At 62.6% G+C, this 25,615-nt stretch carries 21 protein-coding genes; 8 read left to right on the top strand and 13 right to left on the bottom strand.

What is annotated here, in order from left to right; translation table 11 throughout:
• Positions 1-70 precede the first annotated feature (70 nt).
• The 6 genes from B5T_RS17150 to B5T_RS17125 all read right to left on the bottom strand — a co-directional run bounded on the left by B5T_RS17150 (position 71) and on the right by B5T_RS17125 (position 6,863).
• On the bottom strand, positions 71-2,281 hold the full coding sequence (locus B5T_RS17150) for a TRAP transporter permease (RefSeq protein WP_014995796.1): 2,211 nt from the start codon (positions 2,279-2,281) through the stop codon (positions 71-73).
• The gene (locus tag B5T_RS17145; RefSeq protein WP_229682985.1) at positions 2,278-2,808 is read right to left on the bottom strand and encodes a DUF1850 domain-containing protein; all 531 of its coding nucleotides are present in this window, start codon (positions 2,806-2,808) and stop codon (positions 2,278-2,280) included. Before B5T_RS17145 ends, B5T_RS17150 begins: the two co-directional genes overlap by 4 nt.
• Before the next feature lie 9 nt (positions 2,809-2,817).
• Positions 2,818-3,858 (bottom strand): TAXI family TRAP transporter solute-binding subunit, encoded by a 1,041-nt coding sequence (locus B5T_RS17140; RefSeq protein WP_014995794.1) that lies wholly within the window; start codon positions 3,856-3,858, stop codon positions 2,818-2,820.
• A 265-nt stretch (positions 3,859-4,123) separates the two neighbouring features.
• Positions 4,124-4,486, bottom strand: a complete 363-nt coding sequence (locus B5T_RS17135) for a glycine zipper family protein (protein ID WP_014995793.1) — start codon at positions 4,484-4,486, stop codon at positions 4,124-4,126.
• A 197-nt stretch (positions 4,487-4,683) separates the two neighbouring features.
• A complete protein-coding gene (gene nadC, locus B5T_RS17130; protein WP_014995792.1) occupies positions 4,684-5,535 on the bottom strand; it encodes a carboxylating nicotinate-nucleotide diphosphorylase in 852 nt (283 codons plus the stop codon).
• Positions 5,532-6,863 (bottom strand): alanine/glycine:cation symporter family protein, encoded by a 1,332-nt coding sequence (locus B5T_RS17125; RefSeq protein WP_014995791.1) that lies wholly within the window; start codon positions 6,861-6,863, stop codon positions 5,532-5,534. Before B5T_RS17125 ends, nadC begins: the two co-directional genes overlap by 4 nt.
• A 232-nt stretch (positions 6,864-7,095) precedes the next feature.
• On the opposite strand from B5T_RS17125, the gene B5T_RS17120 reads away from it, so the two are divergent.
• From B5T_RS17120 to aceF, 5 genes are all read left to right on the top strand, one after another.
• Complete coding sequence (locus tag B5T_RS17120; protein WP_014995790.1) at positions 7,096-9,306, top strand: DUF1631 domain-containing protein; 2,211 nt, start codon at positions 7,096-7,098, stop codon at positions 9,304-9,306.
• Between the two features lie 32 nt (positions 9,307-9,338).
• Positions 9,339-9,908: a 1,6-anhydro-N-acetylmuramyl-L-alanine amidase AmpD gene (gene ampD / locus B5T_RS17115; RefSeq protein ID WP_014995789.1), complete on the top strand. Its 570-nt coding sequence runs from the start codon at positions 9,339-9,341 to the stop codon at positions 9,906-9,908.
• Positions 9,909-9,987: 79 nt separating this feature from the next.
• Complete coding sequence (locus B5T_RS17110) at positions 9,988-10,824, top strand: protein AmpE (protein WP_014995788.1); 837 nt, start codon at positions 9,988-9,990, stop codon at positions 10,822-10,824.
• A gap of 395 nt (positions 10,825-11,219) precedes the next feature.
• Complete coding sequence (gene aceE, locus B5T_RS17105; protein WP_014995787.1) at positions 11,220-13,889, top strand: pyruvate dehydrogenase (acetyl-transferring), homodimeric type; 2,670 nt, start codon at positions 11,220-11,222, stop codon at positions 13,887-13,889.
• Between the two features lie 37 nt (positions 13,890-13,926).
• Positions 13,927-15,636 (top strand): dihydrolipoyllysine-residue acetyltransferase, encoded by a 1,710-nt coding sequence (aceF, locus tag B5T_RS17100; protein ID WP_014995786.1) that lies wholly within the window; start codon positions 13,927-13,929, stop codon positions 15,634-15,636.
• Between the two features lie 115 nt (positions 15,637-15,751).
• On the opposite strand, the gene B5T_RS17095 is transcribed toward aceF, so the two are convergent.
• The 7 genes from B5T_RS17095 to B5T_RS17065 form a co-directional block, all read right to left on the bottom strand.
• Positions 15,752-16,099, bottom strand: coding sequence for a Spy/CpxP family protein refolding chaperone (locus B5T_RS17095; RefSeq protein WP_014995785.1), 348 nt, complete (start codon positions 16,097-16,099; stop codon positions 15,752-15,754).
• A gap of 85 nt (positions 16,100-16,184) precedes the next feature.
• On the bottom strand, positions 16,185-16,883 hold the full coding sequence (locus B5T_RS17090; RefSeq protein WP_014995784.1) for a response regulator: 699 nt from the start codon (positions 16,881-16,883) through the stop codon (positions 16,185-16,187).
• Positions 16,861-18,237: an ATP-binding protein gene (locus tag B5T_RS17085; RefSeq protein WP_014995783.1), complete on the bottom strand. Its 1,377-nt coding sequence runs from the start codon at positions 18,235-18,237 to the stop codon at positions 16,861-16,863. The genes B5T_RS17090 and B5T_RS17085 overlap by 23 nt, the downstream gene beginning before the upstream one ends.
• A gap of 114 nt (positions 18,238-18,351) precedes the next feature.
• Positions 18,352-18,957 carry a cob(I)yrinic acid a,c-diamide adenosyltransferase gene (locus tag B5T_RS17080; RefSeq protein ID WP_014995782.1) on the bottom strand — a complete coding sequence of 202 codons (606 nt, stop codon included), beginning with the start codon at positions 18,955-18,957 and terminating at the stop codon, positions 18,352-18,354.
• Between the two features lie 306 nt (positions 18,958-19,263).
• Positions 19,264-20,133, bottom strand: a complete 870-nt coding sequence (locus tag B5T_RS17075) for a ketopantoate reductase family protein (protein ID WP_014995781.1) — start codon at positions 20,131-20,133, stop codon at positions 19,264-19,266.
• Positions 20,130-21,428 (bottom strand): AmpG family muropeptide MFS transporter, encoded by a 1,299-nt coding sequence (locus B5T_RS17070; RefSeq protein ID WP_014995780.1) that lies wholly within the window; start codon positions 21,426-21,428, stop codon positions 20,130-20,132. The genes B5T_RS17075 and B5T_RS17070 overlap by 4 nt, the downstream gene beginning before the upstream one ends.
• Positions 21,429-21,761, bottom strand: a complete 333-nt coding sequence (locus tag B5T_RS17065) for an MGMT family protein (RefSeq protein ID WP_014995779.1) — start codon at positions 21,759-21,761, stop codon at positions 21,429-21,431. It abuts the gene before it with no gap.
• A gap of 495 nt (positions 21,762-22,256) precedes the next feature.
• Between B5T_RS17065 and groES the strand changes: the two genes are divergently transcribed.
• The 3 genes from groES (at position 22,257) to B5T_RS17050 (ending at position 25,597) form a co-directional block, all read left to right on the top strand.
• Positions 22,257-22,547 carry a co-chaperone GroES gene (gene groES, locus B5T_RS17060; RefSeq protein ID WP_014995778.1) on the top strand — a complete coding sequence of 97 codons (291 nt, stop codon included), beginning with the start codon at positions 22,257-22,259 and terminating at the stop codon, positions 22,545-22,547.
• Positions 22,548-22,599: 52 nt separating this feature from the next.
• Complete coding sequence (gene groL / locus B5T_RS17055; RefSeq protein WP_014995777.1) at positions 22,600-24,240, top strand: chaperonin GroEL; 1,641 nt, start codon at positions 22,600-22,602, stop codon at positions 24,238-24,240.
• A gap of 412 nt (positions 24,241-24,652) precedes the next feature.
• Positions 24,653-25,597, top strand: a complete 945-nt coding sequence (locus B5T_RS17050) for an IS110 family RNA-guided transposase (RefSeq protein ID WP_014992481.1) — start codon at positions 24,653-24,655, stop codon at positions 25,595-25,597.
• Positions 25,598-25,615: the final 18 nt, after the last annotated feature.

The raw sequence follows: 25,615 nt of genomic DNA, 5'->3' as shown, positions 1-25,615 counted from the left end.
TGAACTCTGGTAGGCGCTGAGTGCAAGACGGGCGAGGCCCCCGTCATGCACCTTTGTACGGTTGCCGGCTCTAGACACGGGTCTCGATCGGCGTCGCGGAACCCTCTTTCTTCGCCAACAAAAACAGCGTCACCGTAATCACCGCGCCCAGCACGTCACTCCACAGGCCGGGATAGATCAGTGACAGCGCGCCGGCCAACGCCAGCAGACGCCACACCGCGCTCAGCGGACGCCGCAGGTAGCCTTCCACCGCCACCGCCAACAGCAGTACCCCTACCGTCCCGGTGATGATCACCCAGATGATGTTGCCGACGGTGGCGTCGATCATCAGCATGTTGTGGGCGAACACGAACATGTAAGGCACGACGAAGCCGGCCACCGCCAGTTTCATCGCCTGGAAGCCGGTGGCGTTGGGCGAGCCGCCGCTGATGCCGGCGCCGGCGTAGGCGGCCAGGGCCACCGGTGGCGTCAGATTGGCGAAGATGCCGAAGTAGAAGACGAACATGTGGGCGATGAAGATGGCGGTGTCGTTGTCGCCGGCCAGTTCGCGGAACAAGGGCAGGTTGAGCAGGATCGGCGCCGCCATGGTGCTGGTGATGATGTAGGTGGGGATGCTTGGCAGCCCCATGCCCAGCACGATGGACGCGATCATGGTCAGCATCAGGGTCGCCAGCAGTTGCAGCGTCGGGTAGGGAATGGCCCGTCCCAATTGCACCACCGCGTCGGCGGCTTCCAGCGCGATGCCGGTGAGGGTGGCGATCCCGACGATGATGCCCACGGCGCCGCAGGCCAGGGCCACGGGGATGGAATTGCGCACGCCGTCGGTCATGGCGTCACGGCAGTCGGCCACATCCATCTTCTCCGCCACCAGGCCAAGCCGGGCGCGAACGGCGTTGATCAGCACCGGAATGGCGATGACCGCGAACAGCGTTAAGCGGCTGGTTGGCATGGACGGAATGGAATGGCCAAGAATCAGGGCGCGCAACTGAGGCTCGAATATCAACAGCGTGAGCAGGATCATGGCACCGATCGTCACCCGCCGGGTGCCGCAGATCAGCACGGTGGCGGCGATGGACCAGAACGCGGCGAAGAACGGAGCGCGCCCTTCGAACAGCAGCCACATCAGTACCGCCATCGGCACCAGCAGGTGACCGCGCTTGAGCATCACTTCCTTGATCGGTGTCAGTTGGGAGCGGGGAATCCCTTCCAGGCCGTTGCGCATGGCGCGCAGGTGCACCTGGAACAGCACACCGAGATAGAACAGCAGGGCGGGAATGATGCCGGCCATGATCACCTGGGTGTAGGGCACCGACAGCACCTCCGCCATGATGAAGGCGGCGGCGCCCATGATCGGTGGCAGGATCTGTCCGCCGACGCTGGCGGAGGCTTCAACCGCGCCGGCGAAATTGGGCTTGTAGCCGGTTCGCTTCATCAACGGAATGGTAAAGGCGCCGGTGGTCACCACGTTGGCGATGGCCGAGCCGTTGATGGAACCGAGAAAACCGCTGGCCAGTACCGCCACCTTGGCGGGACCGCCCCGGGTGTGGCCGGCCACGGCCAGGGCGAGATCATTGAACAACTGACCCAGCCCGGATTTCACCAGGAAAGCGCCGAACAGAATGAACAGAATAATGTAGCTGGCGGAGACCGCGATGGCGGTGCCGAGCAGGCCTTCGGTGATGAACACCAGGTGCGACATGATCTGCCGGCCGGTGGCCAGCAGGATGGCCTCGTTGATCTGTGGATAGAAAGACAGTTTGGCGTAGAAGCCGTAGACCAGGAACAGTGAGGCCAAGATCGGTAACCCCCAGCCGGTTACCCTGCGGGTGGCATCTAGCACCAGCAGGATCGCCACCGCGCCCACCGCCATATCGACGTGATTGATGCGGCCGCCCGAGGTGATCACCCGGTCCGTCACCACCAGCATATAAATGCCAATGGCAAAGGCAACGATGACCAGAATGGCATCGAACCAGGGCACCCGGTTGCGGGCGCCTTTTTTGGTGATCGGATAGAGAATGAACGCCAGTGCCAGCAACACATAAAGGTGGATGCTGCGCTGGGCGATATCCACCAGCGGCCCGGAAAAGGACGTGTACAAATGGAAGGACGCCAGCAGGACGCACACAACGGTAATAAAGGCGAGGAGCCAGCGGGGCAGGGCGTCGCGGACCAGACTCTCGCGATCGTATTTTTCCAGCGCTTCCTTGATGGCGGGATCCGTTTCCACCGCTTCCGGTTCCGGTGGACGTGAGGAAGGGGATGAAGCAGATGGGTTCATGGCGCTCTCCACTGCCGCCACCAGGTTGCGAACCGGGCGGGCAGCATCGTCAACAACGGGGCTTCCCGAGTCGTGAATGTCAGAATCGGCGGGACACCGGGATGCGTCAGATCCAGTGTCCTCCCTTGGAAGCGTAGTCGGTAGTGTTCAGCGTCGGCGGCCTGGACATGCAGCGGATCCACCGGGCGGTGGATGCCGCTCATGACCACCCAGCCCTGTTCCAGACGGGTTTCGCGGCCCATGGCGGCGGGGACACCGGCACCGAAGGTCTTGAACCGGGTCTCCACCAGCATCAGGCTGCCATTCGTCTGAATCTGGAACCGTTCTTCCCAGTCTTCTTTTTCCACCGAGTGCGTCCAGCGCAGTACGAAGTCAGAACCGGAGGCGGCGGGGAAGGCGTAACGCAGTGCCTTGCCTTCCTGAATCACCAGCCAGAATCGCGGCCAAAGCAGTGCCGCGAGAACCGCCGCTATGATCAGAACCGCCGCCAACCGCCGGCGGCGCCGGGTTCCGGTCCTCGCTACCACCGTGTCGGCTTATTCGCCGCCGCCGTTGCGGCCATCGTAATAGCTCTTGGCGCCGGGATGCAGGGGAACCACCAGATGCTGGTCCATGGTTTCCGGATCAATGTCCTTGAGGGCGCCAACCGACACCTTGCCGGAGTGCAGATAGTCGTCGAAACGCCGGGTCAATTCCTCCGCCACCTTGTCGTCCATGGCGGCGGGAACGATCAGGATGTTGCGAATCGCCACCGTGGTGACCTCGGCGTCCAGGTTGTAGCGTTCGGGTTTACCGGCGGGAATGGTGTACGTCTCATAGTAGGGATAGGCTTCGAGCAACTTGTCGGCGACCTCGCCGGTGACCGGCACGAACGTCACATCGTTGCTCTGCATCAGCCCGGTAATGCTGGAATTGGGAACGCCGGAGGTGAAGAAGGCCGCGTCCAGGTTGCCGTTGCTCATTTCCGTCACGCTGTCGGCGTAGCCGGTGTGGCTGACCCGGGCCAGATCATCGTAGCTGAGGCCGGTGGCTTCCAGCACGATCTTGGCGCTCTGTTCGACGCCGGAACCGACCTTGCCCACGCCGACCCGCTTGCCGGCCAGATCGTCGACGCTGTCGATACCGCTGTCCGCGGTGGCGACGATCTGTACCACGTTGGGGTAGAGCCCCGCCAGGGTGGTGATGTCGGCCTGGTTGCCTGCGAACTGATTGTTGCCGTTGACCGCGTCGTAGGCCACGTCGCTCATGACGATGGCGATCTGGTTGAGGCCATCCTGAATGTTCTGAATATTCTGTACCGAGGCCCCGGTGGAGACCACCTGTACCCCGCCGATCTGGTCACTGGCCTCGAAGATGGGTTTCAGCGCGCCGCCGATGGGATAGTAGGAACCGGAAGTCCCGCCGGTACCAAAGATCAGATTCACCGGTTTGCTGTCGCTGGTCTGGGTTTGTTCGGAAGTCGCGCCATCGCTGCCGCTTCCGCTCTGTGGCGCGTCCTGGGGCTCGTCGCTGCAACCCGCGAGCAGGGCGCCGGACAACCCCAGCGTGGCGGCAAGGATCAAAGTACGAGGTGTCATGGAGCTTCTCCTGTTGTTATCGCCATGATGAATACGTGGACCCGCACTAGCTTACGAGCCGTATCACTTTGATACCACGTGAAGAGGTTAAGACTAAAGTAGAACGGGGTGGGGGGAGAGGGAGAGGAACAGCCGGGCTACGAAGCCGCTGTGGGAGCTGCCTTGGCAGCGAATTGCACACGTCCAAAGAATTCGCTTGCCAGCGGAGCGCCGCCCGGCAAGCTTCCCACAGTGGCTTCGTAGTAGCTTCTAAAGCGGACCGGGATCAGTTGAGAACCCGGTAGCCGCGTCCGCGCATGCAGTTTCTCATAACCTGGGACTTTTCCTGTTGGGCGTCCCCGGCCTTGCCGGCGCCGCCAAGTACCGCGCCGCCGCCAGCCATGCGACCAGCGGTGCCGGAATCACCGAAGATAGCGCCGAGAATGCCGCCAATCACCGCGCCGCCGACGGCACCCTCGGCGGCGTCCCGGCCAGTGGAAACCTGATCCGCGACCTGCCCGCATTCGGCCAGATCCTGCTGATACTGAGCCTGATCCACGCCCTGCGGGTCCACCACGATCCGTTTGGTCGAGGTGCAGCCGGTCATCAGCAACAGTCCTGCGGTACCGAGGATGATCATTGCACGCATGGTTGCTCTCCTTCGTTTGCCTGCCTTAGGCTGCCTTTTTATGCATTTTCTACATAAGCAACGCTGCGCTCATGGGCCGGCGTTCGCTTACGATTAACTCGATGATACGCGATTTGGCTGCATGGAGGCTGAACAGCAGGGAATTTTACGTTACCTGGTTTTGGGCTTTTCGCTGTCCACTATCAACTGTCAACTCTTCAGGCTGTCCCTTGCAGGCGCAGCGACAAGTCCACGGCCTGACAGTGCTTGGTCAGGGCGCCGGAGGAAAGGTAAAGCGGGCGGCTGTCCGGCAAGGCGGCGACATCATCCAGAGTGCGGTTGCCGGAGATCTCCAGGGCGCTGTGCGGTGCCAACGACATGGCCTCGGCCAGCATCTCCGGGGTGAAATTGTCGAGCATGATCTGATCCGGAGTCAGCGCCGCCGCTTCCCGCAGCTCATCCAGGTTCTCCACCTCGATGATGATTTTCTTGTCGGCGGCGACACGGCGGGCCTGCTCGATGGCGGCGGTGATCGAACCGCAGGCGGTAATGTGGTTTTCCTTGATCAGGAAGGCGTCGTACAAGCCCAGGCGATGGTTCTCGCAGCCACCGCACAGCACCGCGTATTTCTGTGCCGCGCGCAGGCCCGGCAGGGTCTTGCGGGTGTCCAGCACGGTGACTCTGGTGCCGGCCACGGCGTCGGCATAGCGCCGCGCGCTGGTGGCGGTGGCCATCAATGTCTGCAGGAAATTCAGCGCGGTCCGTTCGCCGGTGAGGATGCGGCGGGTATTACCGCTGAGCGTGCAGAACACGGTGCCGGCGGCCAGCCGCTCGCCTTCCCCGGCGTGCCATCGCACGTCCACGCCGCCCAATTGGCGGAATACTTCCTCGGCCCAGGGCGCGCCGCACATGACCGCGTCCTCGCGGGTCAGAATGGTGGCTTGCGCCTGTGCGGACTCGGGGATCAGCTGCGCGGTGATATCACCGTCGCCGATGTCTTCTTGCAAAGCGAAAGCCACGACCCGCGCGATATCGGCGCGGGCGTAGTCGGGCAGGGATCGGGTCGTCATTGTTGATCGAAAAACTCTTTGCTGAGGCGCACCACCACGGGGGCCAGGAATAACAGAGCGATCAGGTTAGGGACCGCCATCAGAATGTTCATGATATCGGCTATCGGCCAGACCAGGCCCAGGTCCATCATCGCGCCCACTGGTACCACCAGCACCCAGACCCAGCGAAACGGCACCAATGCGCGGTCGCCGAACAAATACTGGGTACAACGTTCGCTGTACAGGCTCCAGCCCAGCAGGGTGGTGAACGCGAAGATGGCCAGACCACAGGTCACCACGATTTCGCCATAGGTGCCAAAAGTGCTGGAAAAGGCCAGGGCGGACAGGGGCGCGCCCTTTTCACCGCTGGTCCAGGCACCACTGGCGACGATGGCCAGACCGGTGACGGAGCATACCACGATGGTGTCGATAAAGGTGCCGAGCATGGCGACACTGCCCTGGCGGGCGGGGTGGTCGGTGTTGGCGGACGCATGGGCGATGGGCGCGCTGCCCAGGCCGGCCTCGTTGGAGAAAATGCCCCGGGCGATACCATATTGGATCGCCTCCTTGATCACGGCGCCGGCGAAGCCGCCCGCGGCGGCGGTGCCGCTGAACGCGCTGTCGAAGCACAGAGCAATGGCGGCGGGCAGGGCGGCGGCGTGATCCACCAGTACCGCCAGGCCGGTGAGCAGATACGCCAGGGCCATGAAGGGCACCACGAAGGTGGCCACCCGGGCGATACGCTTGATGCCGCCCAGTACCACCAGACCGACCATGGCCATCAGCACCAGCCCGGTGGTCCAGGTGGGTACGCCAAAACTGGTGTGGAGACCATCGGCCACCGAATGCGTCTGCGTGGTGTTGCCGATGCCGAAACCGGCGCACATGCCGAAGAAGGCGAACAGCACCGCCAGCCAGGCCCAGCGCGACCCCATGCCCTTGCGGATGTAGTACATCGGGCCGCCCACGTATTGCCCGTGATGATCCTGTTCCCGGTAATGCACCGCCAGTACCGCCTCGGCGTATTTGGTGGCCATGCCGACCAGGGCGATCAGCCACATCCACACCAGCGCGCCGGGGCCGCCGGAAGCGATGGCGGTGGCCACACCGACGATGTTACCGGTGCCGATGGTGGCCGACAGCGCCGTGGCCAGAGCGGCGTTGGAGCCGATGGTGCCCTGGCCCGGGGAGGGGCGGAACATCTGCCGAAAGCCGAATCCCAGACGCCGGATGGGCAAGAATCCCAGGCGCAGACTCAGATAAATACCGGTGCCGGCGATCAATATCAGGGCCGGCCAGCCCCACATGAGGTCGCGGACGGCCTCGGTGCGATCAATGATGGTTTCCATCGTTTCCCTTCCAGTCTTTTCACAGGAGAGTAGGGAATTCGGCCTGCCGGGAAAAGCGCGAATCCGGGTTCCGCGGGTTTTCATCGCCTATGGCAGGGGTGCTTATGCGACGAATGTCTTATTTGGGATTTGGTTCAAAATAGTGATTCATGGGGCGTGCTAGCTTAGTTTCTCTGTATCCGTATGGACTTTTCTTGCTGGGACTCCTTTCGGGGTGCCGGGGTAATCAGCCATGACCAACGTCACGCACATCGGTACCGCCTCGGGTCGCCGCGCCGGCACCGCCCCCGCCGAGCCCTTGCCACGCCCGCTGGAACAGGTTCGTGAGTGCACCCGGGAGCGGGCTCTGGCGCTGCTGGCGGGCATGCTCGACGGCGCCGACGACATGCTGTTCAACATGGCGGAAGCCGAAACCGACCGTGAGCGGGACCGTTACTTCGACGCCATGCGTGAACTCCGCCTGCAAAGGCGGGCGCTGGAAACCGGCTTTCATGACGGCATCGTTGCCCTGTTCAATGAGATCGGCCGGGAAAGCAAGCCGGTTCCGGACACGCCCGCCCCCGCCCCCGGCATCGAGTCGCTGACGCTGGTGCAGAATGACGAGCTGGAAATCTCGGTGGCGTTGGATAACCTGGCGCGCCGGGCCCGCAACGGCTGTGAGGAGGCTCTGGCCCTGCTGGGTCACCGCCTGGAGTATCTGTTCGAGGGCAAGGTGGCAATCAGCGAGAAAAACAATCCGCTGGAGCCTCGCCAACTGGCCGCCTGCTTTGCCGACTGCGTATTGCGTTTGTCGCTGGATATCCGCGCCCGCCTGATCGTGTTGAAGCTGTTCGAGCGGGTGGTCATGGATGAGGCGCCGGCCCTGGTGGAGCAGGCCAACCGCACTCTGGTGCAAACCGGCGTGTTGTCGGAACTGGCCAGCGCACCGGTAGCGCGGCGTCCGGCCCGGCGCTCCGGCGGCACCGAATCGCGGCGGATCGATGATAACCAAACCTCCGACACCGACCTCGGCCAACTGGGCGAGTTGCTGGCCTTGCTGCGGGGGCCGGCCAAGGCGGTACCGGAGGCGTCACCGGAACCGTTTGACCTGTCCGGCCTGGCCACCCTGCTGGACGGCGTGGCGCATCGGGATGGCGCGCCGATCACCCTGGATCAACCAGTGCAGGCGGTCAGCCGCGACGATCTGATGCAGGTGTTGTCGCGCCTTCAGCGTCATGGCCAGGGGCAACCCGGGCGGGGAGAACGTCAGGGGCTGCGCGAGTCTCTGGCCCGGGAACTGGACCAACAGCGGGACCAGCAGCAGGATGCCCCGGTGGTGCATGCCCTGGAGCAGGCCGATGATGACCTCATCAATCTGGTGGCCATGCTGTTTGACTTCATCCTGGATGACGAATCGCTGCCCGCTGACGTCAAGGCGTTGATCGGACGGTTGCAGATTCCATTGTTGAAAGTGGCGATCAACGACAACGGTTTTTTCGGTGACGACGGCCATCCGGCCCGGGCGTTGCTCAACACCCTGGCCCGGGCTGGTGCTCAGTGGGATCCGCAGCAAGGTACCGGTGACGAGCTGTATCAGCGTATCCGCAGGGCGGTGTACACGGTCATCGACCACTACGACGAAGACCAGAGCCTGTTCACCCAACTGCAGGCGGAATTCGACGAGTATTTCAGTGAGCAGGACACCCGTGCCCGTCGTCTGGCTCAGCGTTTGCGCGAAAGCGAGGAAGGGCGTGCCCGGGCCGAGCAGGCCATGACGCGGGCGCGGGTGCACCTGGACCAGCGGCTGGCGGGCCGGGCCTTGCCGGAGGCGCTGATCCGCCTGTTGCGTCAGGGCTGGCAACAGGTGCTGTACCTGACCCTGCTGCGTGAAGGAGAAGACAGCGAAGCCTGGCGCCGGCAAAGCAAGATCGCCGATGCGCTGATCTGGTGTCTGCTGCCCCACGCGACGGAAGCCGATCAGCATAAGGCCCGCCAGATGGCGCCCAAACTGAGGGTGGCGGTGGCTCAAGGGCTGGCGGCGATACAGCACGACGAGGTGGAAAGTCAGGCGCTGGTGCGTGGCCTGGCCCTGGCCCAGGAGGCGATGTTCCGGGGGCAGGCGCCGCGGCGGGTGAAAGTGAAAGCGGCGCCGGAGGACGTGGTCGCCTCACCCTTGCCGGAGGACGACGCCTTGCTGGTGCGGGCGCGGGCGCTGCGACCCGGTCAGTGGGTGGAAATCGGAGCCGGCGACGAGGCCCGTCGCGCGCGGCTGGCGGCCAACATCCGCGAGGGCGCCAAACTGGTGTTCATTAACCGCCGGGGCATCAAGGTGGAGGAGTTCGACGCCGCCACGCTGGCCGTTGCCATGCGGGACGGCACTGTTAAACTCATCGATGAGGGAGCGCTGTTCGACCGGGCCCTGGAAGCGGTGATCGGCGATCTGCGCCGGCGGCAAGGCCGCTGAGTGGCGCTCCCCATCATCATTGGGGAGTTTCCGTGTCCGTATCACCGTCGTTGACGCCGACCTGTACCGTGCAGCGGCACTGGGTGGAGCAGGCCCGCAAGGTGCCCTCGCCGAATTTCAATGCCCGTCCCGATCCGGACGACATCGGGCTTATCGTTCTGCACAACATCAGTCTGCCACCGGGCCAGTTTGGCGGCCCGCACATCGAAGCGCTGTTCCAGAACCGCCTTGACCATGAGGCTCACCCCTATTTCGAGGGGTTGAGAGATCTGCGGGTGTCCGCCCATTTCCTGATTCGCCGTGACGGAGAGCTGGTTCAGTTCGTCGCCTGTGACCAGCGTGCCTGGCATGCCGGCGCCTCGTCCTGGCGCGGGCGGGACAACTGCAACGATTATGCGCTCGGCATCGAGCTGGAAGGATGCGATGATCAAGCCTTTGATGAACGTCAATACGCGGCGTTAAAGCCGTTGCTGGCGGCTCTGATCCGCCATTATCCTCGATTGAGCCGCGATACCATCACCGGCCATGAGCACATCGCTCCGGGCCGTAAAACCGATCCGGGGCCCTGTTTTGACTGGGCGCGGATCGGTGCCTGGCAATGACAGCTGGAAATGACTATTGGAAATAACCACTGAAAGTAACCACTGAAAGTAACAACCGAGGGAAACCGCTGGGAGCGCTATGAAACTGCTCGTCTTGCTTTTGGTTCTGGCTTTGCGTCGTCGCGATGGCGGTTGGCCCGGGGTGCTGGCCCGGCCGGATCGGCACCAGCGCTGCCTCGCCACCTTGTCGCCGGTGCGCCACGGTATTCCGGGCTGGTGGCTGAGCGTGGCCCTGCCGGCGATCCTGGCGGCATTGCTGTTCGATTGGCTGGCCGGCGGCTGGGGCAACCTGCTGGTGCTGGTATTGGGGACCGCCCTGATGCTGTGGCTGGTCGGCGTGGAAAGCGAATTCCGACTGGTGGATGAACTGCTGGTGTGCGGACGCTTGAACGACGGCGAAGCGCTGCGGGAGCGAGCCGAACAGGCGCTGCCGATCACCGGCGAAGCCGGTTCCCCGGACTGGTTCCGACAGTTGGAAAGTGGCTTCCTGGAACGGGTCTTTGTCTTGTTCGCCGCGTTGTTCTGGCTGATGACGCTGGGGTTCGGCGCGGTGGTGCTGTTCGTGCTTAACCGGGCCTGGTTGCAGCGTCACCGCGAACACAGTGACTGGTCACAGAGTCTGGACGCGGCGCTGCGCTGGATTCCGGCGCGCCTGACGGTGCTGGCGCTGGCACTGGCGGGACAGTTCGGCGCGGTGACGCGAGCGGCGGCGGGTAAACTCTGGCGCCTGGACGACAGCCGCGAACTGCTCAACGATACCGCCCAGGCGGCGGAACCGGTGGAGGAAATCGCCGAGAAGAGCACCGAGGAGCCGCTGGCGGCGGGAATGGATCGTCTGGAGGCACTGCACGGGGTGCTGCTGCGCGCCCTGGCGGTATGGCTGATCTTCGCCGCGCTCTGGAGCCTGCTGGCCTGATCGACATGAATTCGCCATTCGCTGGCAAGCCAGCTTCCCACAGCGGTTCCGTAGCACCCTGTGGGAGCTGTCTTGCCGCTCCCCTTCCCAGGTAATCGCCGTCACTTCCCCCATAAAAATGAAACGCTATTTCGGTTACGGTTTGCTCGCCATGGAGCGGTGGGGGAATCGTTCGAGGCCTGTTACTATGGCCGGTGACCTCCTGGTCAGGGAACCCTGAATAACGCTCCGGTTCCCTAGCTCCCCGGTGTTGATTGCCCTCGAATCACCGGAGGAGCGAGCTTCCTCGACCTGTCGCGACGACCACACCCGGAACCGTCGACACAGGCACGACATTCGCTGTCGCGGCGATCCCGCGACGGCGTGGCTAACGCGATTAAAAAGGACGCAAGCCCATGCAGAAAAGAAACTTCTTCGATGATATCGATCCGGCGGAAACGCGCGAATGGCTGGACGCGCTGGAATCGGTGATCGAACGGGAGGGGCCGCAACGGGCCGCCTGGCTGTTGGACATATTGACCAACGGAGCCCAGGAACAAGGCGTATTGCGCACCCACCTGAACACCCCGTACATCAACACCATTCCGCCTCGCAAGGAGGCGCCGTTACCCGGTGATTTGTTCATGGAGCGGCGTATTCGCTCCCTGATTCGCTGGAATGCGTTGGTCACGGTGCTGCGGGCCAACAAGAGCGATGACGATCTGGGCGGTCACATCGCCAGCTTCGCCTCTTCCGCTACCCTCTACGACGTCGGCTTCAATCACTTCTTCCACGCGCCTCACGATGACAACCCCGGTGACCTGGTGTTCTTTCAGGGACACTCCGCTCCCGGTGTCTACGCCCGCGCCTATCTGGAAGGACGGATCGACGAGGAACAACTGGATAACTTCCGCCGGGAAGTGGCGGGCAAGGGATTATCCTCCTATCCGCACCCCTGGCTGATGCCGGACTTCTGGCAGTTCCCCACCGTGTCCATGGGGCTGGGGCCGATGCAGGCCATCTACCAGGCCTATGTGATGAAGTACCTGCAGAACCGCGAGCTGGTTGCCGATCATAATCGCAAGGTCTGGGCCTTCCTCGGCGACGGCGAAATGGACGAGCCGGAATCCCTCGGCGCGCTGTCCATGGCCGGGCGGGAGAAACTCGATAACCTGGTGTTCGTGGTCAACTGTAACCTGCAGCGTCTGGATGGCCCGGTGCGCGGCAACGGCAAGATCATCCAGGAACTGGAAAGCTTGTTCCGGGGCGCCGGCTGGAACGTGATCAAGGTAATCTGGGGGCGCTTGTGGGATCCGTTGTTGGAAAAGGACGACGAGGGACTGTTGCGCCGCCGCATGGAAGAGTGCGTGGACGGTGAATATCAGGCCTACAAAAAGAACGGCGGTGCCTACACCCGCGAGCACTTCTTCGGTGCCTATCCGGAACTGAAGAAAATGGTCGAGCACATGAGCGATGAGGACATCTATCGTCTCAACCGTGGCGGCCACGACCCGTTCAAGGTATTTGCCGCCTACAACGAGGCGGTGAACCACTCCGGTCAGCCCACCGTGATTCTGGCGAAAACCGTGAAGGGTTACGCCACCGGTGCCGGGGAAGCGGTCAACAAGACGCACCAGATGAAGAAGATGGATCTGGAAAGCCTGAAGGAATTCCGCGATCGCTTCGACATGCCGTTCACCGACGAAGAACTGGAAACGATTCCCTACTACAAACCGGAAGAAGATTCTCCGGAGCTGCGCTACATGCGCCAGCAGCGGGAGAAACTGGGCGGCTACATGCCGGTGCGCCGTCGTGAAGCCAGCCAGTCCCTGAAAATGCCGGGCCTGGATTTCTTCGCCAACTTTCTGGAAGGCACCGGCGACCGGGAAATTTCCACCACCATGGCGTTCGTGCGCATGCTCAACGCTTTGGTCAAGGACAAGACCCTGGGCGAGCGGGTGGTGCCGATCGTACCCGATGAAGCGCGCACCTTCGGCATGGAAGGCATGTTCCGGCAGTTGGGTATCTATTCTTCCAAGGGCCAGAAATACGAGCCGGAAGATGCCGGCCAGGTGATGTACTACCGCGAGGACAAAAAAGGGCAGATCCTCGAGGAAGGCATCAACGAAGCTGGCGCCATGGCTGCCTGGATCGCCGCGGCCACCAGCTACAGCGTCCACAATTTCACCCTGATTCCCTTCTTTATCTACTACTCCATGTTCGGCTTCCAGCGCACCGGGGATTTCTGGTGGGCCGCCGGCGACAGCCAGGCCCGTGGCTTCCTGCTGGGCGGCACCGCCGGGCGCACCACGCTCAATGGTGAAGGTCTGCAACACCAGGATGGTCACAGCCATGTTCTCACCAGCACGGTGCCGAACTGTGTCAGCTACGATCCCACCTACGCGTACGAAGTGGCGGTGATCCTGCAGGATGGTCTGAAGCGCATGTATGAAGACCACGAGAACATCTTCTACTACCTGACGCTGATGAACGAGAACTACGTGCACGGCGCCATGCCGGAAGGGGCCGAGGAAGGCATTCGTCGCGGCATGTATCTGTTGCACGAAGGCAAGGGTGGTAAGAAGGCATCGAAGGTGCAGCTGTTGGGCTCCGGCACTATTTTGCGCGAAGTGGAAGCCGCGGCGGAACTGCTGCACCAGGACTTTGGTGTCAGCGCTGACGTGTGGAGTGTTACCAGCTTCAATGAGCTGCGCCGGGAAGGCATCCGTGCCGACCGTGATCGCATGCTGGCACCGGAACGCGACAAGCACGAACCGACCTGGGTGGAGCGCTGTCTGGCGGACCGCGCCGGCCCGGTGATCGCCTCCACCGACTACATCCGGGCTTACGCGGATCAGATCCGGCCCTGGGTCAAGGCGCCTTATCGGGTGCTGGGCACCGACGGCTTCGGCCGCAGTGATTCCCGTGCGCAACTGCGCCACTTCTTCGAGGTGGACCGCTACTTCGTGGTGCTGGCGGCATTGACCGCGCTGCGTGACGAAGGCGAGGTCGACGCCGACGTGGTGCAAAAAGCGATGGAAAAATACCGAATCGATCCGGCCAAACCCTATCCGGTGACCCACTAATGATTTTCCACTCTTCTTCCACAAGAAGGAGCAAAGCGTGAGCAAGGAAACTATTCGAGTCCCCGATGTCGGCAGCAGCGATCCTGTTGATGTCATCGAGGTGACGGTGAAAGAGGGCGATACCATTGCCCCGGAAGACACCATCGTGGTGTTGGAATCGGACAAGGCGACGGTGGAAGTGCCGGCGCCAAAAGGCGGCAAAGTGCTGGGTCTGCTGGTCAAGCAGGGTGACAAGGTCAAGGAAGGCGACCCGCTGCTGGAACTGGAGGCGGAGGCCGGTGACGACGACGCCGGACAAGCGGCCGGGGAGGAACAAGCTGACCGGAATGGTGCTGAGGAAGCCGAGCCGGAACAGGAGAGCAAAAGCACGGACGAAGGCGCTGACAGCGAGGATGATGAACAGGAAGCGCCCCAGGGAGGTGGCAGCCAGACCGTGACGGTGCCCGATCTTGGGGATATCGAAGGCGCTGAGATCATCGAGATCTCGGTCCAGGACGGGGATCAGGTGGAGGCCGAGCAAACCCTGGTGGTGCTGGAGTCCGACAAGGCGTCCCTGGACATTCCCTCGCCGGCGGCGGGTACCGTGGCCCGATTGCGGGTCAAGGTGGGTGACAAAGTCGGCACCGGTGATCAACTGATGGATCTGGAAGGGGCCGCCGGCGGCGCCGTGGCGAAGAAAACGTCCGGCGACGACGGTAAAACGGCGGCGAAAGCCGACGGTGACAAGGCCGCGGCCAAAGCGGAAGCCGCTTCAGCGCAAAGTGCCGGTCAGACACAAAAACCGGCCGACCCGACGCCGGCCCGACAGGAGAGCAGCGCCGCTTCCGCGTCCTCAGGTCAGCCGTCCGCCCAGGTCCATGCCGGCCCGGCGGTACGCAAGCTGGCCCGCGACACCGGTGTGGATCTGGCACGGGTCAAAGGGTCCGGTCCCAAGGATCGGATTCTCAAGGAAGATGTCCACGCCTATCTGAAAAGCCGTATGGAAGCGCCGGCCGGGGCGGGCACGGCGGCGCCGGTGGACGATTTGCCGGACATCGATTTCAGCGAATTCGGACCGGTGGAGCGGGTGGAACTGAACAAACTGCGCAAGGTGGCGGCCCGCAACCTGCACCGCAGTTGGATCACCATTCCGCACGTTACCCAGTTCGACGAAGCCGATATCACCGACCTGGAAGCGTTCCGCAAGAGCCAGAACAAGCTGCTGGAGAAGGAAGGCGTCAAGCTCACCATGCTGGCTTTCCTGGTGAAAGCCTGTGCCAATGCGCTGCGCGCTTTCCCGCGTTTCAACAGTTCCCTGGAGAAAGGCGGTGAAGCCTTGATTCAGAAGGACTATGTGCACATTGGCATCGCCGTGGATACCCCCAATGGTCTGGTGGTGCCGGTATTGCGTGACGCCGACAAGAAAGGGCTCAAGGAGATTGCTCTGGAAATGTCGGAACTGGCGGCCAAGGCGCGGGATCGCAAGCTGACACCGGCGGACATGAAGGGCGCCTGCTTCAGCATCTCGTCCCTGGGCGGTATCGGCGGGACCGCCTTCACGCCGATCGTCAACTGGCCGGAGGTGGCGATTCTCGGCGTCAGCCGCTCCGACACCAAACCGGTGTGGGATGGCCAGGCGTTCCAGCCCAGGCTGACGCTGCCGTTGTCACTGTCCTACGATCATCGGGTGATCGACGGCGCTGACGCGGCGCGCTTTACCACCTACCTGAGCAGTCTGCTGGGGGATTTGCGTAGAGTGTTGCTGTAGTAAAAGAAAGATCGCGGCTGTCTCACCCTCTCCCCTCAAGGGAGAGGGGAGACAGACCTTTCTAATCGGTTCCCTCTCCCTTGAGGGGAGAGGGACAGGGAGAGGGTGAAACTTTCTATTCCGCGTTTTTCCGCTCCAGACGCTGCTGCATCCGTTCCATGCGCTCCTTCATCTTTTCCTTGCGCTCTTCCTGCAGTGCCTGCGCTTTGTCCCGCTGTTCCGCGGTCAACACCGCGTCCACTCGCTCGCGGGTTTCATCGTGCAGTGTTTTCATTTTCTCGTGCTGTTCCTCGAAGATCGACTCGATCTCGGTACGTTGAGCGTCGGTCAGCTCCAGGGTTTCCGCCATGCGGTCCATGCGCTGTTCGGGATCGAACTTCATCTTCGGGCCGTGGCCCATGCCGGGGCCGGCGAAGGCGGTGGTGGTGACCAGGGTGAGGGCGATCAGCAGTGCTTTCTTCATGGTGCTTTCTCCGTTGAACTTCGATGTACCCAGTGTCGGAGAAGAATGTGCAGAGAGCGTGCAGGAACCGTGGAACAACCCGCGCTTATTCGTCTTCATCGGTATCGTCTTCGGGCCGGGTCTGAAGACGGTAACCCACACCGTAGACGCTGCCGATCCAGTCATGGTCACCGGGCAGCCCTTCGCCCAGTTTGCGCCGCAGCTTGCGAATATGGCTGTCGATGGTGCGATCGGAGACCACCCGGTGGTCCGGGTAGATCACGTCCATCAATTGATCGCGGCTCCAGATCCGGCCCGGTTGTTTGGCCAGGGTGGCCAACAGCTCGAACTCGATGGCGGTGAGCGCCACCCGGGCACTTTGGCAGACCGCCTCGAAGCGGTGGCGGTCCAGCTCCAGCCCGCTGCCCGCTTCCTGTTCCGTGGCCAGGGAGCGGCGCAACACCGCCTTGACCCGCGCCACCACTTCCCGGGGGCTGAACGGCTTGCAAATGTAGTCGTCGGCGCCGATCTCCAGTCCCAACAACCGATCCACTTCTTCCACCCGGGCGGTGATCATCAGAATCGGTACCTGGGAAAAACGGCGGATGGTTTTGCACAGTTCCATGCCGTCGCCGTCGGGCAGCATCAGATCCAGCAGTACCGCCTGATAACCGCCTGCACGGACGAGCCGTTCCGCCTCCCGCACACTGGCGGTCTGGTCCGCCTGGAAGCGGCTGTGGGTCAGGTAGTCCGCCAGTAGCTGCGCCAGGCGGGGCTCGTCTTCAACGATCAGTACGCGGGGCATGATGATCCTTGGGCAATCGAATGGTGATACGCAGGCCGCCCAGCGGGCTGTGCCCGGCCGTGATGGTGCCGCCATGGGCTTCGACGATGCGCTGGCAGATCGCCAGTCCCAGGCCGGCGCCGCCGGTGCGGCGGTTGCGTGAGCTTTCCACCCGGAACAAGTGATCGAACAGTTTCGGCAGCGCTTCCTCCGGCACACCCGGGGCGGTGTCGTTGATGGTAAGGCGCCAATGGTCCTGCTCGTCGTCCAGAACCAATTGCACTTCGCCGCCCTGATCGGTGTATTTCAGGCTGTTGTGCAGCAGATTGTCGAGCAACTGGCGCAGGCGTACCGGGTCGCCGCTAAGGGTGGCCGGCGGCAGGGTGGTGAGCAGGGTCAACCCCTGGCGCTGCATCGCCGGGCGCACCGCGTCCACGGCGTCCTCGCAGAGGGCGTCCAGGTCCATCCGGGTAAAGTGATAGCGCAGGTTGCCGGCATCGGCCAGGGCCAGATCATGCAGATCGCTGACCAGATGGGTCAGGTGCCGGACCTCGGATTCCAGGGTGCTGATGGTCTCCTTGCTCATCGGCCGTACGTCATCCTGGATCGCTTCCAACTCGCCGCGCAGCACCGCCAATGGTGTGCGCAACTCGTGGGCGATATCAGAGAACCAGCGCTGCCGGGCCTGCTGGCCCTGATTCAGGCGCTGCGCCAGGCTGTCCACATGGCGAATCAGATCGCCCAGTTCATCGCGGCGCTGACTGGTCAGCCGGGCCCCGTAATTCCCTTCGCGTAATTGCCGGGTATGGCGGCTGAGGGCGGTGATCGGTGCCACGAAGTGGCGTGCCAGCAGCCACGACACCAGCAGCGACAGCGCCAGGCCGATCAGCGTCATCCACAACATGAAACGCAGTTGCCGTTCCTGGAAACGGCGATCCATGGAGTCGCGGATCGCTTCCTGGTCCGGATAGACCAGCCAGCCCACTATCTGATCGCCGATACGGATCGCCACCTTGCGACGGAATTTGGGCGCCACCGGTGGGCCCAGCAGAGGGTGCTTGTCGGCCGTCAGCAATTGCAGATGACGATGGGCATCGCGGTCGATTTTACGCGGGTCGGGTTGATTGCGGTCACCGGCGAGCCAGTACAGCCGCCCCAACTGGCGCGGATCACGTAACAGAAAATCCCAACTGCCCCGCTGCGCGTAGAGCACCGCCAGGTGATCGGCCAGGCGCTCCACCTGGGCTTGCTGACGCTCATCCAGGTATTTGGACAGACTCTGTTCGAACGACAGGTAATAGAAGGCGCTGGCCGCCAGGATCAGCAGCAGGAAAGTACCCAGAAAGGTGAGGAACAGCTTGTTACGTATGCCCATGATGCTCGCGGGAGCCGTGGAGAATCGCCCCAGTGTAAGGCCGCCGGGGGTGTCCCCCTAGCGACTTGCACATTCTTTCAAAATGAAATGCTTTCAAACCAGCGCGGCGTCCGGTTAGCGATCTTCGCGCCGTACCCACTGTGACTCCGGCGTTTCGGCGCGCAGATTGATCAGGCGGGCCATGATGAACAGCAGGTCGCCGAGACGATTGAGGATCGCCAGGCTGACCGGGTTGACCTTTTCCTCGGCGGCCAGGGTCACCAGCCGGCGTTCGGCGCGCCGGGCCACGGTACGGCAATGGTGACACCAGGCGGCGTCGGCGTTGCCGCCGGGCAATACAAACTCCTTCAGCGGCGGCAATTCGGCATTGATCAGATCGGCCTGGGATTCGATTTCCACCAGCTCGGCGTCGGTGAGGGTGGCGGTGGCGGGAATGGCCAGCTCGCCGCCGATATCGAACAGCCACTGCTGCAGATTCTCGATCAGCCGGTCCAAATCCTCATCAAGCGGGTGAGCGCGTAATACGCCCAGTGCGCTGTTGAGTTCATCCAGGCTGCCCAGGGCTTCGATACGGGGATGGTCCTTGGCGACCCGGCTGCCATCGGCGAGGCCGGTCTGGCCATCGTCGCCAGTGCGGGTGATGACCCGGTTGATGCGGGTCTTTTCATCCTTGCGGGAAGACATGGCGATTCCTTGTTGATGATGTGGCGTGGAATCCATGAATGTACTCCGGATTCCGTCACGGGTGCAGCCCCGGCCCCGGAGACATGGATTCTTGCCAAGGGAGGAGAGCCGACGGTCAGCGTTCCAGGACACGCTACGAGCACGTCCATGTGGGCTCGGGTTTGGCCTTCCCTGGCCAAACACGGTCCTGGAACGCTGACCGCCGGCTCTCCACGAGCTCTGAAACCGCTCGCTTCTACGAAGCCGCTGTGGGAGCTAGCCTGCTGGCGAATCTTTTTGGCGCCGTGTCTTATTCGCCAAGCAGGGCTAGCTCCTACAGCGGCCTTGTAGCGACCTCTGATTTCATGTCTCCGAGGTCATGGCGGCGACGATGCGCTCATGAGCCGGCAGTGACAACCCCTGGGCAGCGGCCCGGCGCAGTAAATAGCCATTGATGGCATCGATCTCGGTGCGGGCGCCTTTGCGGACGTCGGCGCGCATGGACGAAGTATTGCCCGCGGTGGCGCTTGCCACCGCCATTACCCGGGGCAAAGAGTCGCCGGGCCAGGTCGGATCCAAAGCAGTGAACAACTGGTCGGCCTCCCGGCACAGTTCGGCGGCCTGGCGTTGCAACTCCCGGTCTTCCAGCAGCCGGCCGTTGGGCACATCGTGGAGCGCGGTGAGCGGATTGATCACCGCGTTGGCCACCAGTTTATGCCACTGGCGGTGTTGAAAGTCCGTTGGCCAGCTCAGGTTCGGCCAGTGTGCGCTCAACTGCTCGAACCAGTCCGGAGCGGCATCGCCGCCGCCCATCCAGGTTTCGTTTTCCGCCACCACCTGATGTTGTTCCGGCCCGTCCTGCTTCACCGCCGAAGTGGTGACCACCTCGATCGGCAGCACGCCCTCTGGCAGCAGACCATCAAGGCTGCCGAGACCGTTCTGCAGGCGCAGCACCTGGGTATCGGCGGTCAGCGGCACTTGCCCAAGGGCGGTGGCGCTGTACGGCGCCTTGCAGGCCACGATCAGATGGCGCGGCGGTTCGGTCAGCGCGGCGGGCGAAAGCACCGGCAGGATCAGATCGTATGACGGCCTGCCGTCGGCGAAGGTGAGCCTCCTGCGAAGCGGGCTGGCGGTGTCGCGGCGCAGCAAGGTCACCGGGAAACCGGCCTGGAGCAAGTAGTACGCCGCCAGCAAGCCCATGTTGCCTGCGCCGAGCAGGTACCAGGTGCTCATAGCCGTTGCGCCTCCGGCCGGGCGCCGTGTCGGATCAGCCACAGCAGGATCAATAGCCCGGGAATCGCCATGGCCGCGGTAAGGACGAAAAACACCTCCCAGCGGCCACCGAGAAGATCCACCATCCAACCGCTGCCGGCGGCCAGGGTGGTGCGGCCCAGATTGCCCAGCGATGCCAGCAGAGCATACTGCGTGGCGGTGAACTGCCGGTTACACAGGTCGGAGATATAAGTGACGAAGGCAATGGTGGAAACACCGCCGGTGAAGTTGTCGAGAATCACGCAGGTCAGCAGCACGGTGTCGTTACGCCCGGTCACCGCCAGCCAGGCGTAGAGTAGATTGGTCAGGGCCATGGCGACCCCGGCCACCAGCAAGCCCCGGGAGGCGCCCAATTTGATACTGATGGCGCCGCCGAGAAAGCTGCCAACACCGAGCGCCACCATGCCGGCGGTTTTCACATAGGCGAACACCTCCGCCCATTCGTAGCCGATTTCGTTGTAGAAGCGGATCGACATGGTGCCGAGAAACGCCTCGCCGATCTTGAACAGAAAGATGAACCCCAGCAGCACCACGGCCATCTGCGTGCCGTTGCGGCGGAAGAACTCAATGAACGGCGCGAAGACCGCGCCTTGCAGCCAGCGCGCCATGCGCTCGCCCGGCGGGGCGTCCAGGCGTCCGCCCGCCATGGTTCTGTCCTCGGGTTCCCGTGCCAGCAGGCAGCCGGCTACCCCGAACAGCATGGCGCTGCTCATCACCAGGTAGATCTGGTTCCAGCTGTCGAGCAAGGCGGTCAGCCACAGGGCGATGCCGGCGATCAGCAGATTTCCCAGCAACCACCCCACCACGCCGGCGGAGGCGGCGGCACCCTGCTGGTCCACCGGCACGGACTCGATCCGCAGGGCGTCGATGGCGATGTCCTGGGTGGCGGAAACAAAAGCGATGATCAGACAGATAATGCCCACGGCCAGCAGCTGTTTGCTGGGCGTGAACACGGAGAGCAGGATCAACAGCCCCACCAGTGCGATCTGGCTGAGCAGAATCCAGGCCCGGCGCTTGCCCAGCGCCCGCCCCAGCGGCCCCAGACGGAAACTGTCCACCAGCGGAGCCCACAGAAAATTGAGCGCGTAGGGCAGGGAGACCAGACCGAACAGGCCCAGGCTGGTACGGCTCAGACCCTCGTCGGTGAGCCAGGCGGACAGGGTGGAAACGATCATGCCCTTGGGGAAGCCGCTGGCAATACCCAGCAGAAAGATCACCAGGATGCGGCGATCAAAAAAGGCGTTTTCCAGTTTCATTTACTCTCCGGGGGCGGATTCGGCGGCCTCGGGGCGCCATTGGAAGCGGCGCAATGGCACGCGGTGGCCCAACACCGCCACGCCTTCCTTGTGTAACCGGCGCAGTTGGGTCTCTCCGCTGGGGGTACCGATCAGCGGCAGACCGCCATCGCCCCGGATCACCCGATGCCACGGCAGTTTGCTGCCCTTGGGCAACTGGCTCATCAACCGGCCGACAAAACGGGCGTGGCGCGGGTAACCCGCCATACGGGCCACCTGACCATAGCTGCAGACGGTGCCGACGGGGATGGCCGCCACAATCTGATAGACCGCGTCGCGGAACTCCTGATTCATGCGGCGAGTATGAAAGTGCCGGGGGCACCGCGCAACCGTGGCATGCGCACAACCTGCCAAGCCGCTAAGCCCCAAGCCTGCCGCCAACTTTGGAGATACGAACCCGTAGGTCGCTACAAGGCCGCTGTAGGAGCTTGCCCTGCAAGCGAATTCTTGGACCGTAGTGCAATTCGCTTGCAGGGCAAGCTCCTACAGAGGCTTCGTAGTCCGGCCTGTAGGAAACTGCTTTAGCCGCGAGTACCCACCCTTTGGGCCGTCGCTGACACGACGCCAAAAATCGCTCCCGACGATTTTTTGTGCTCCGCGCTCTTGAAAGGCCGGCTGGCAGCCCCATTAGGTGGTCACCGGCGTGACGGCCTATTGACTGTCATGACGGTCCAATTATGATTAGCACTCTCTGGCATAGAGTGCTAAGCCGGGTCTGGCCATGCCGGTCCGGCCATGATGCTGACTACATTCGTTGATTGCTGAAACCTCAACAGGAGAAGAGAGGCAATGAAAATCCGTCCGTTGCATGATCGCGTACTGGTGCGTCGCGAAGAGGAAGAAACCAAGACCGCCGGCGGTATCGTGCTGCCCGGCTCAGCCGCTGAGAAGCCTTCCCGGGGTGAAGTGATCGCCGTGGGTAATGGCAAGATCCAGGAAAACGGCGATGTGCGTCCTCTGGACGTGAAAGCAGGCGACAAGGTGATCTTCGGCCAATACGCCGGCAACACCGTGAAGGTGGAAGGCGAAGAGCTGCTGATCATGAGCGAGGCTGAAATCCTGGCCGTGATCGAAGGCTGATCCTTATTCTCCACTGCTGTCCTGGATAACCGAATTTCAGAGGAACACGACAATGGCTAAAGAAGTACTGTTTAGTGACGACGCCCGCCAGCGCATGGTGAAAGGCGTGAACATCCTGGCCGACGCGGTGAAAGTCACCCTGGGCCCGAAAGGCCGTAACGTGGTGCTGGAGAAGTCCTTCGGCGCTCCGGCCATCACCAAGGACGGCGTGTCCGTGGCCAAGGAAATCGAGCTGGAAGACCGGTTCGAGAACATGGGCGCGCAAATGGTCAAGGAAGTCGCTTCCAAGGCCAACGACGAAGCCGGTGACGGCACCACCACCGCCACCGTGTTGGCCCAGGCCATCGTCAACGAAGGCCTGAAAGCCGTGGCCGCCGGCATGAACCCGATGGACCTGAAGCGCGGCATCGACAAAGCCGTCATCGCCGTGGTCGAAGAAATCAAGAAACTGTCCACCCCCTGTGACAACACCAAGAGCATCGAGCAGGTGGGCACCATCTCCGCCAACGCCGACAGCTCCGTGGGCGAGATCATCGCTCAGGCCATGGAGAAAGTGGGCAAGGAAGGCGTGATCACCGTTGAGGAAGGCCAGTCCCTGGCCAACGAACTGGAAGTCGTGGAAGGCATGCAGTTCGACCGCGGTTACCTGAGCCCGTACTTCATCAACAACCAGGAAAAAATGCAGGTAGAGCTGGAAGAGCCCTACATCCTGCTGGTGGACAAGAAGATCTCCAATATCCGCGAACTGCTGCCGGTACTGGAGAACGTGGCTAAAGCCGGTCGTCCGCTGATGATCATCGCCGAGGACATCGAAGGCGAAGCCCTGGCCACCCTGGTGGTGAACAACATGCGCGGCATCATCAAATGCGCCGCCGTGAAAGCGCCGGGCTTCGGCGATCGCCGCAAAGCCATGTTGCAGGACATCGCCATCCTCACCGGCGGTACCGTGATCTCCGAGGAAGTGGGCCTGAGCCTGGAGAACGTTTCCCTGGAAGATCTGGGTAACGCCAAGAAAGTGAACATCGACAAGGAAAACACCACCCTGGTCGATGGCGCTGGCCAGCAAGGCGATATCGATGCCCGCGTCGAGCAGATCCGTCGCGAGATCGATAACTCCTCTTCCGACTACGATCGCGAGAAGCTGCAAGAGCGTGTGGCCAAACTGGCCGGCGGCGTGGCCGTGATCAAGATCGGTGCCGCCACCGAAATGGAAATGAAAGAGAAGAAAGCCCGCGTTGACGATGCTCTGCACGCAACCCGTGCCGCCGTGGAAGAAGGCGTGGTCCCGGGTGGTGGCGTGGCGCTGGTACGCGCTCTGGCCAACATGGGTGACCTGAAAGGCGACAACGAAGAGCAGAATGCCGGTATTACCATCGCCATCCGTGCTCTGCAGGCGCCGCTGCGTCAGATCGCCACCAACGCTGGCGCCGAAGCGTCCGTGATCGTGCAGGAAGTTCGCAACGGCAGCGGTAACTACGGTTACAACGCCGCCACCGGCGAATACGGTGACATGCTGGAAATGGGTATCCTGGATCCCGCCAAGGTCACCCGTTCCGCGCTGCAGGCCGCCGCTTCCGTGGCCGGTCTGATGATCACCACCGAAGCCATGGTGGCGGACAAGCCGGAAGAAAAAGGTGCTGCTCCGGATATGGGCGGCATGGGTGGAATGGGTGGCATGGGCGGCATGATGTAATCGCCGCTCCGGCTCCCACCGAAGCCTGAAAAAGCCTCGCCCGCAAGGGCGGGGCTTTTTTATGCAGGTCGTTGGTGCTGGCCTTGGAGACTGAATTCAGAGGTTGCTACATGGCCGTTGTAGGAGCTTGCCCTGCAAGCGAATTGGGCCTGTTTACAAAGAATTCGCTTGCAGGGCAAGCTTGTATGGTTTCCCGGCAAGTCTTAGAAAGAAAAGACTTGTCGGGGTGGAGGGACCAAGCAAGCTTCTGACCCTAGGGTACAGACTGTGGGAGATATGGCCCCACCCCGCACCTTCAAACGCCGATAAGGAATCCATCGGCTGAGCGCACACTCAGACCGACGATACTCTGCAAGCCAGCGTTACGGTGCGCCCCGACAAGCCCATTTAACCTAGCTGACAGGGGTGCCCCATGGCAATGCCGGCAAGCCGCCCGGAGATCGGGATTGATGTGGCCAAAGACGACCTGGTGATTCACCTCCAGGACCTGAACCAAACCGTCACCATCGACAATACCCCCCAGGCCATCCGCCAATGGCTGGCCACCCTCCCCAAGGGCTGCGATATCGCCATTGAGGCGACCAGCACCTATCACCTGGACATTACCGAGCGCGCACACGCCAAGGGCCACCGGGTCTATGTGGTGGACGGCTACCGCCTCAGCAACTACCGCAAAGGCGTTGGAGGGCGGGCCAAGACGGATCTGGCCGATGCCCAGTTGCTGGCCCGCTATCTGCGCAGGGAGAAAGACGAGTTACGCCCATGGAGCCCACCCCCAAAGGCGTACCGGGTGCTGCAGAGCCTGCTGCGTCGCCGCGCCGCCTTGGTTAAGGCCCGCACGGCATTACGCCAGAGCCTGAGCGGAGAACCGGAGCTCAAGGCCCCGCTACAGGCCCTGATCGCCGAAATGGACCGGATTGACACTCTGATCCAGAAACGGCTCAAGAGTGCGGTGAGGGCCGCAGGCTTACAGACCCAGGTCCAACGCTGCGACGCCATCGATGGGGTCGGCGAGCTCACCGCCACCGCCTTGGTCATGGCCTTCCTGAGAGGGGACTTCAAGAACAGCGATGCCTTCGTGGCCTTCCTGGGGCTGGATGTCCGAGTGCGTGACTCTGGTAAACTCACAGGCAAGCGTAAGCTGACCAAGCAAGGGGATACCGAGGTCAGGCGACTGCTGCACTGTGCCGCCATGAGTGCCTCTCGACACCCGGTCTGGCGCGCCTTCTATCAGCGCTATCGGGATCGGGGACTGCACACCACCCAAGCCTTGGTGATCCTGGCCCGGAAGATCGCCCGCACCGCCTTCACCCTGATGAAGCAGCAACAAGAATATTGCCCCGCAAAGCTCTTTTAAGCATTGCAGGACACCATA

Source organism: Alloalcanivorax dieselolei B5, from assembly GCF_000300005.1.
Classification (GTDB): Bacteria; Pseudomonadota; Gammaproteobacteria; order Pseudomonadales; family Alcanivoracaceae; genus Alloalcanivorax; species Alloalcanivorax dieselolei.
This window is presented reverse-complemented; position numbering and strand designations above follow the sequence as displayed.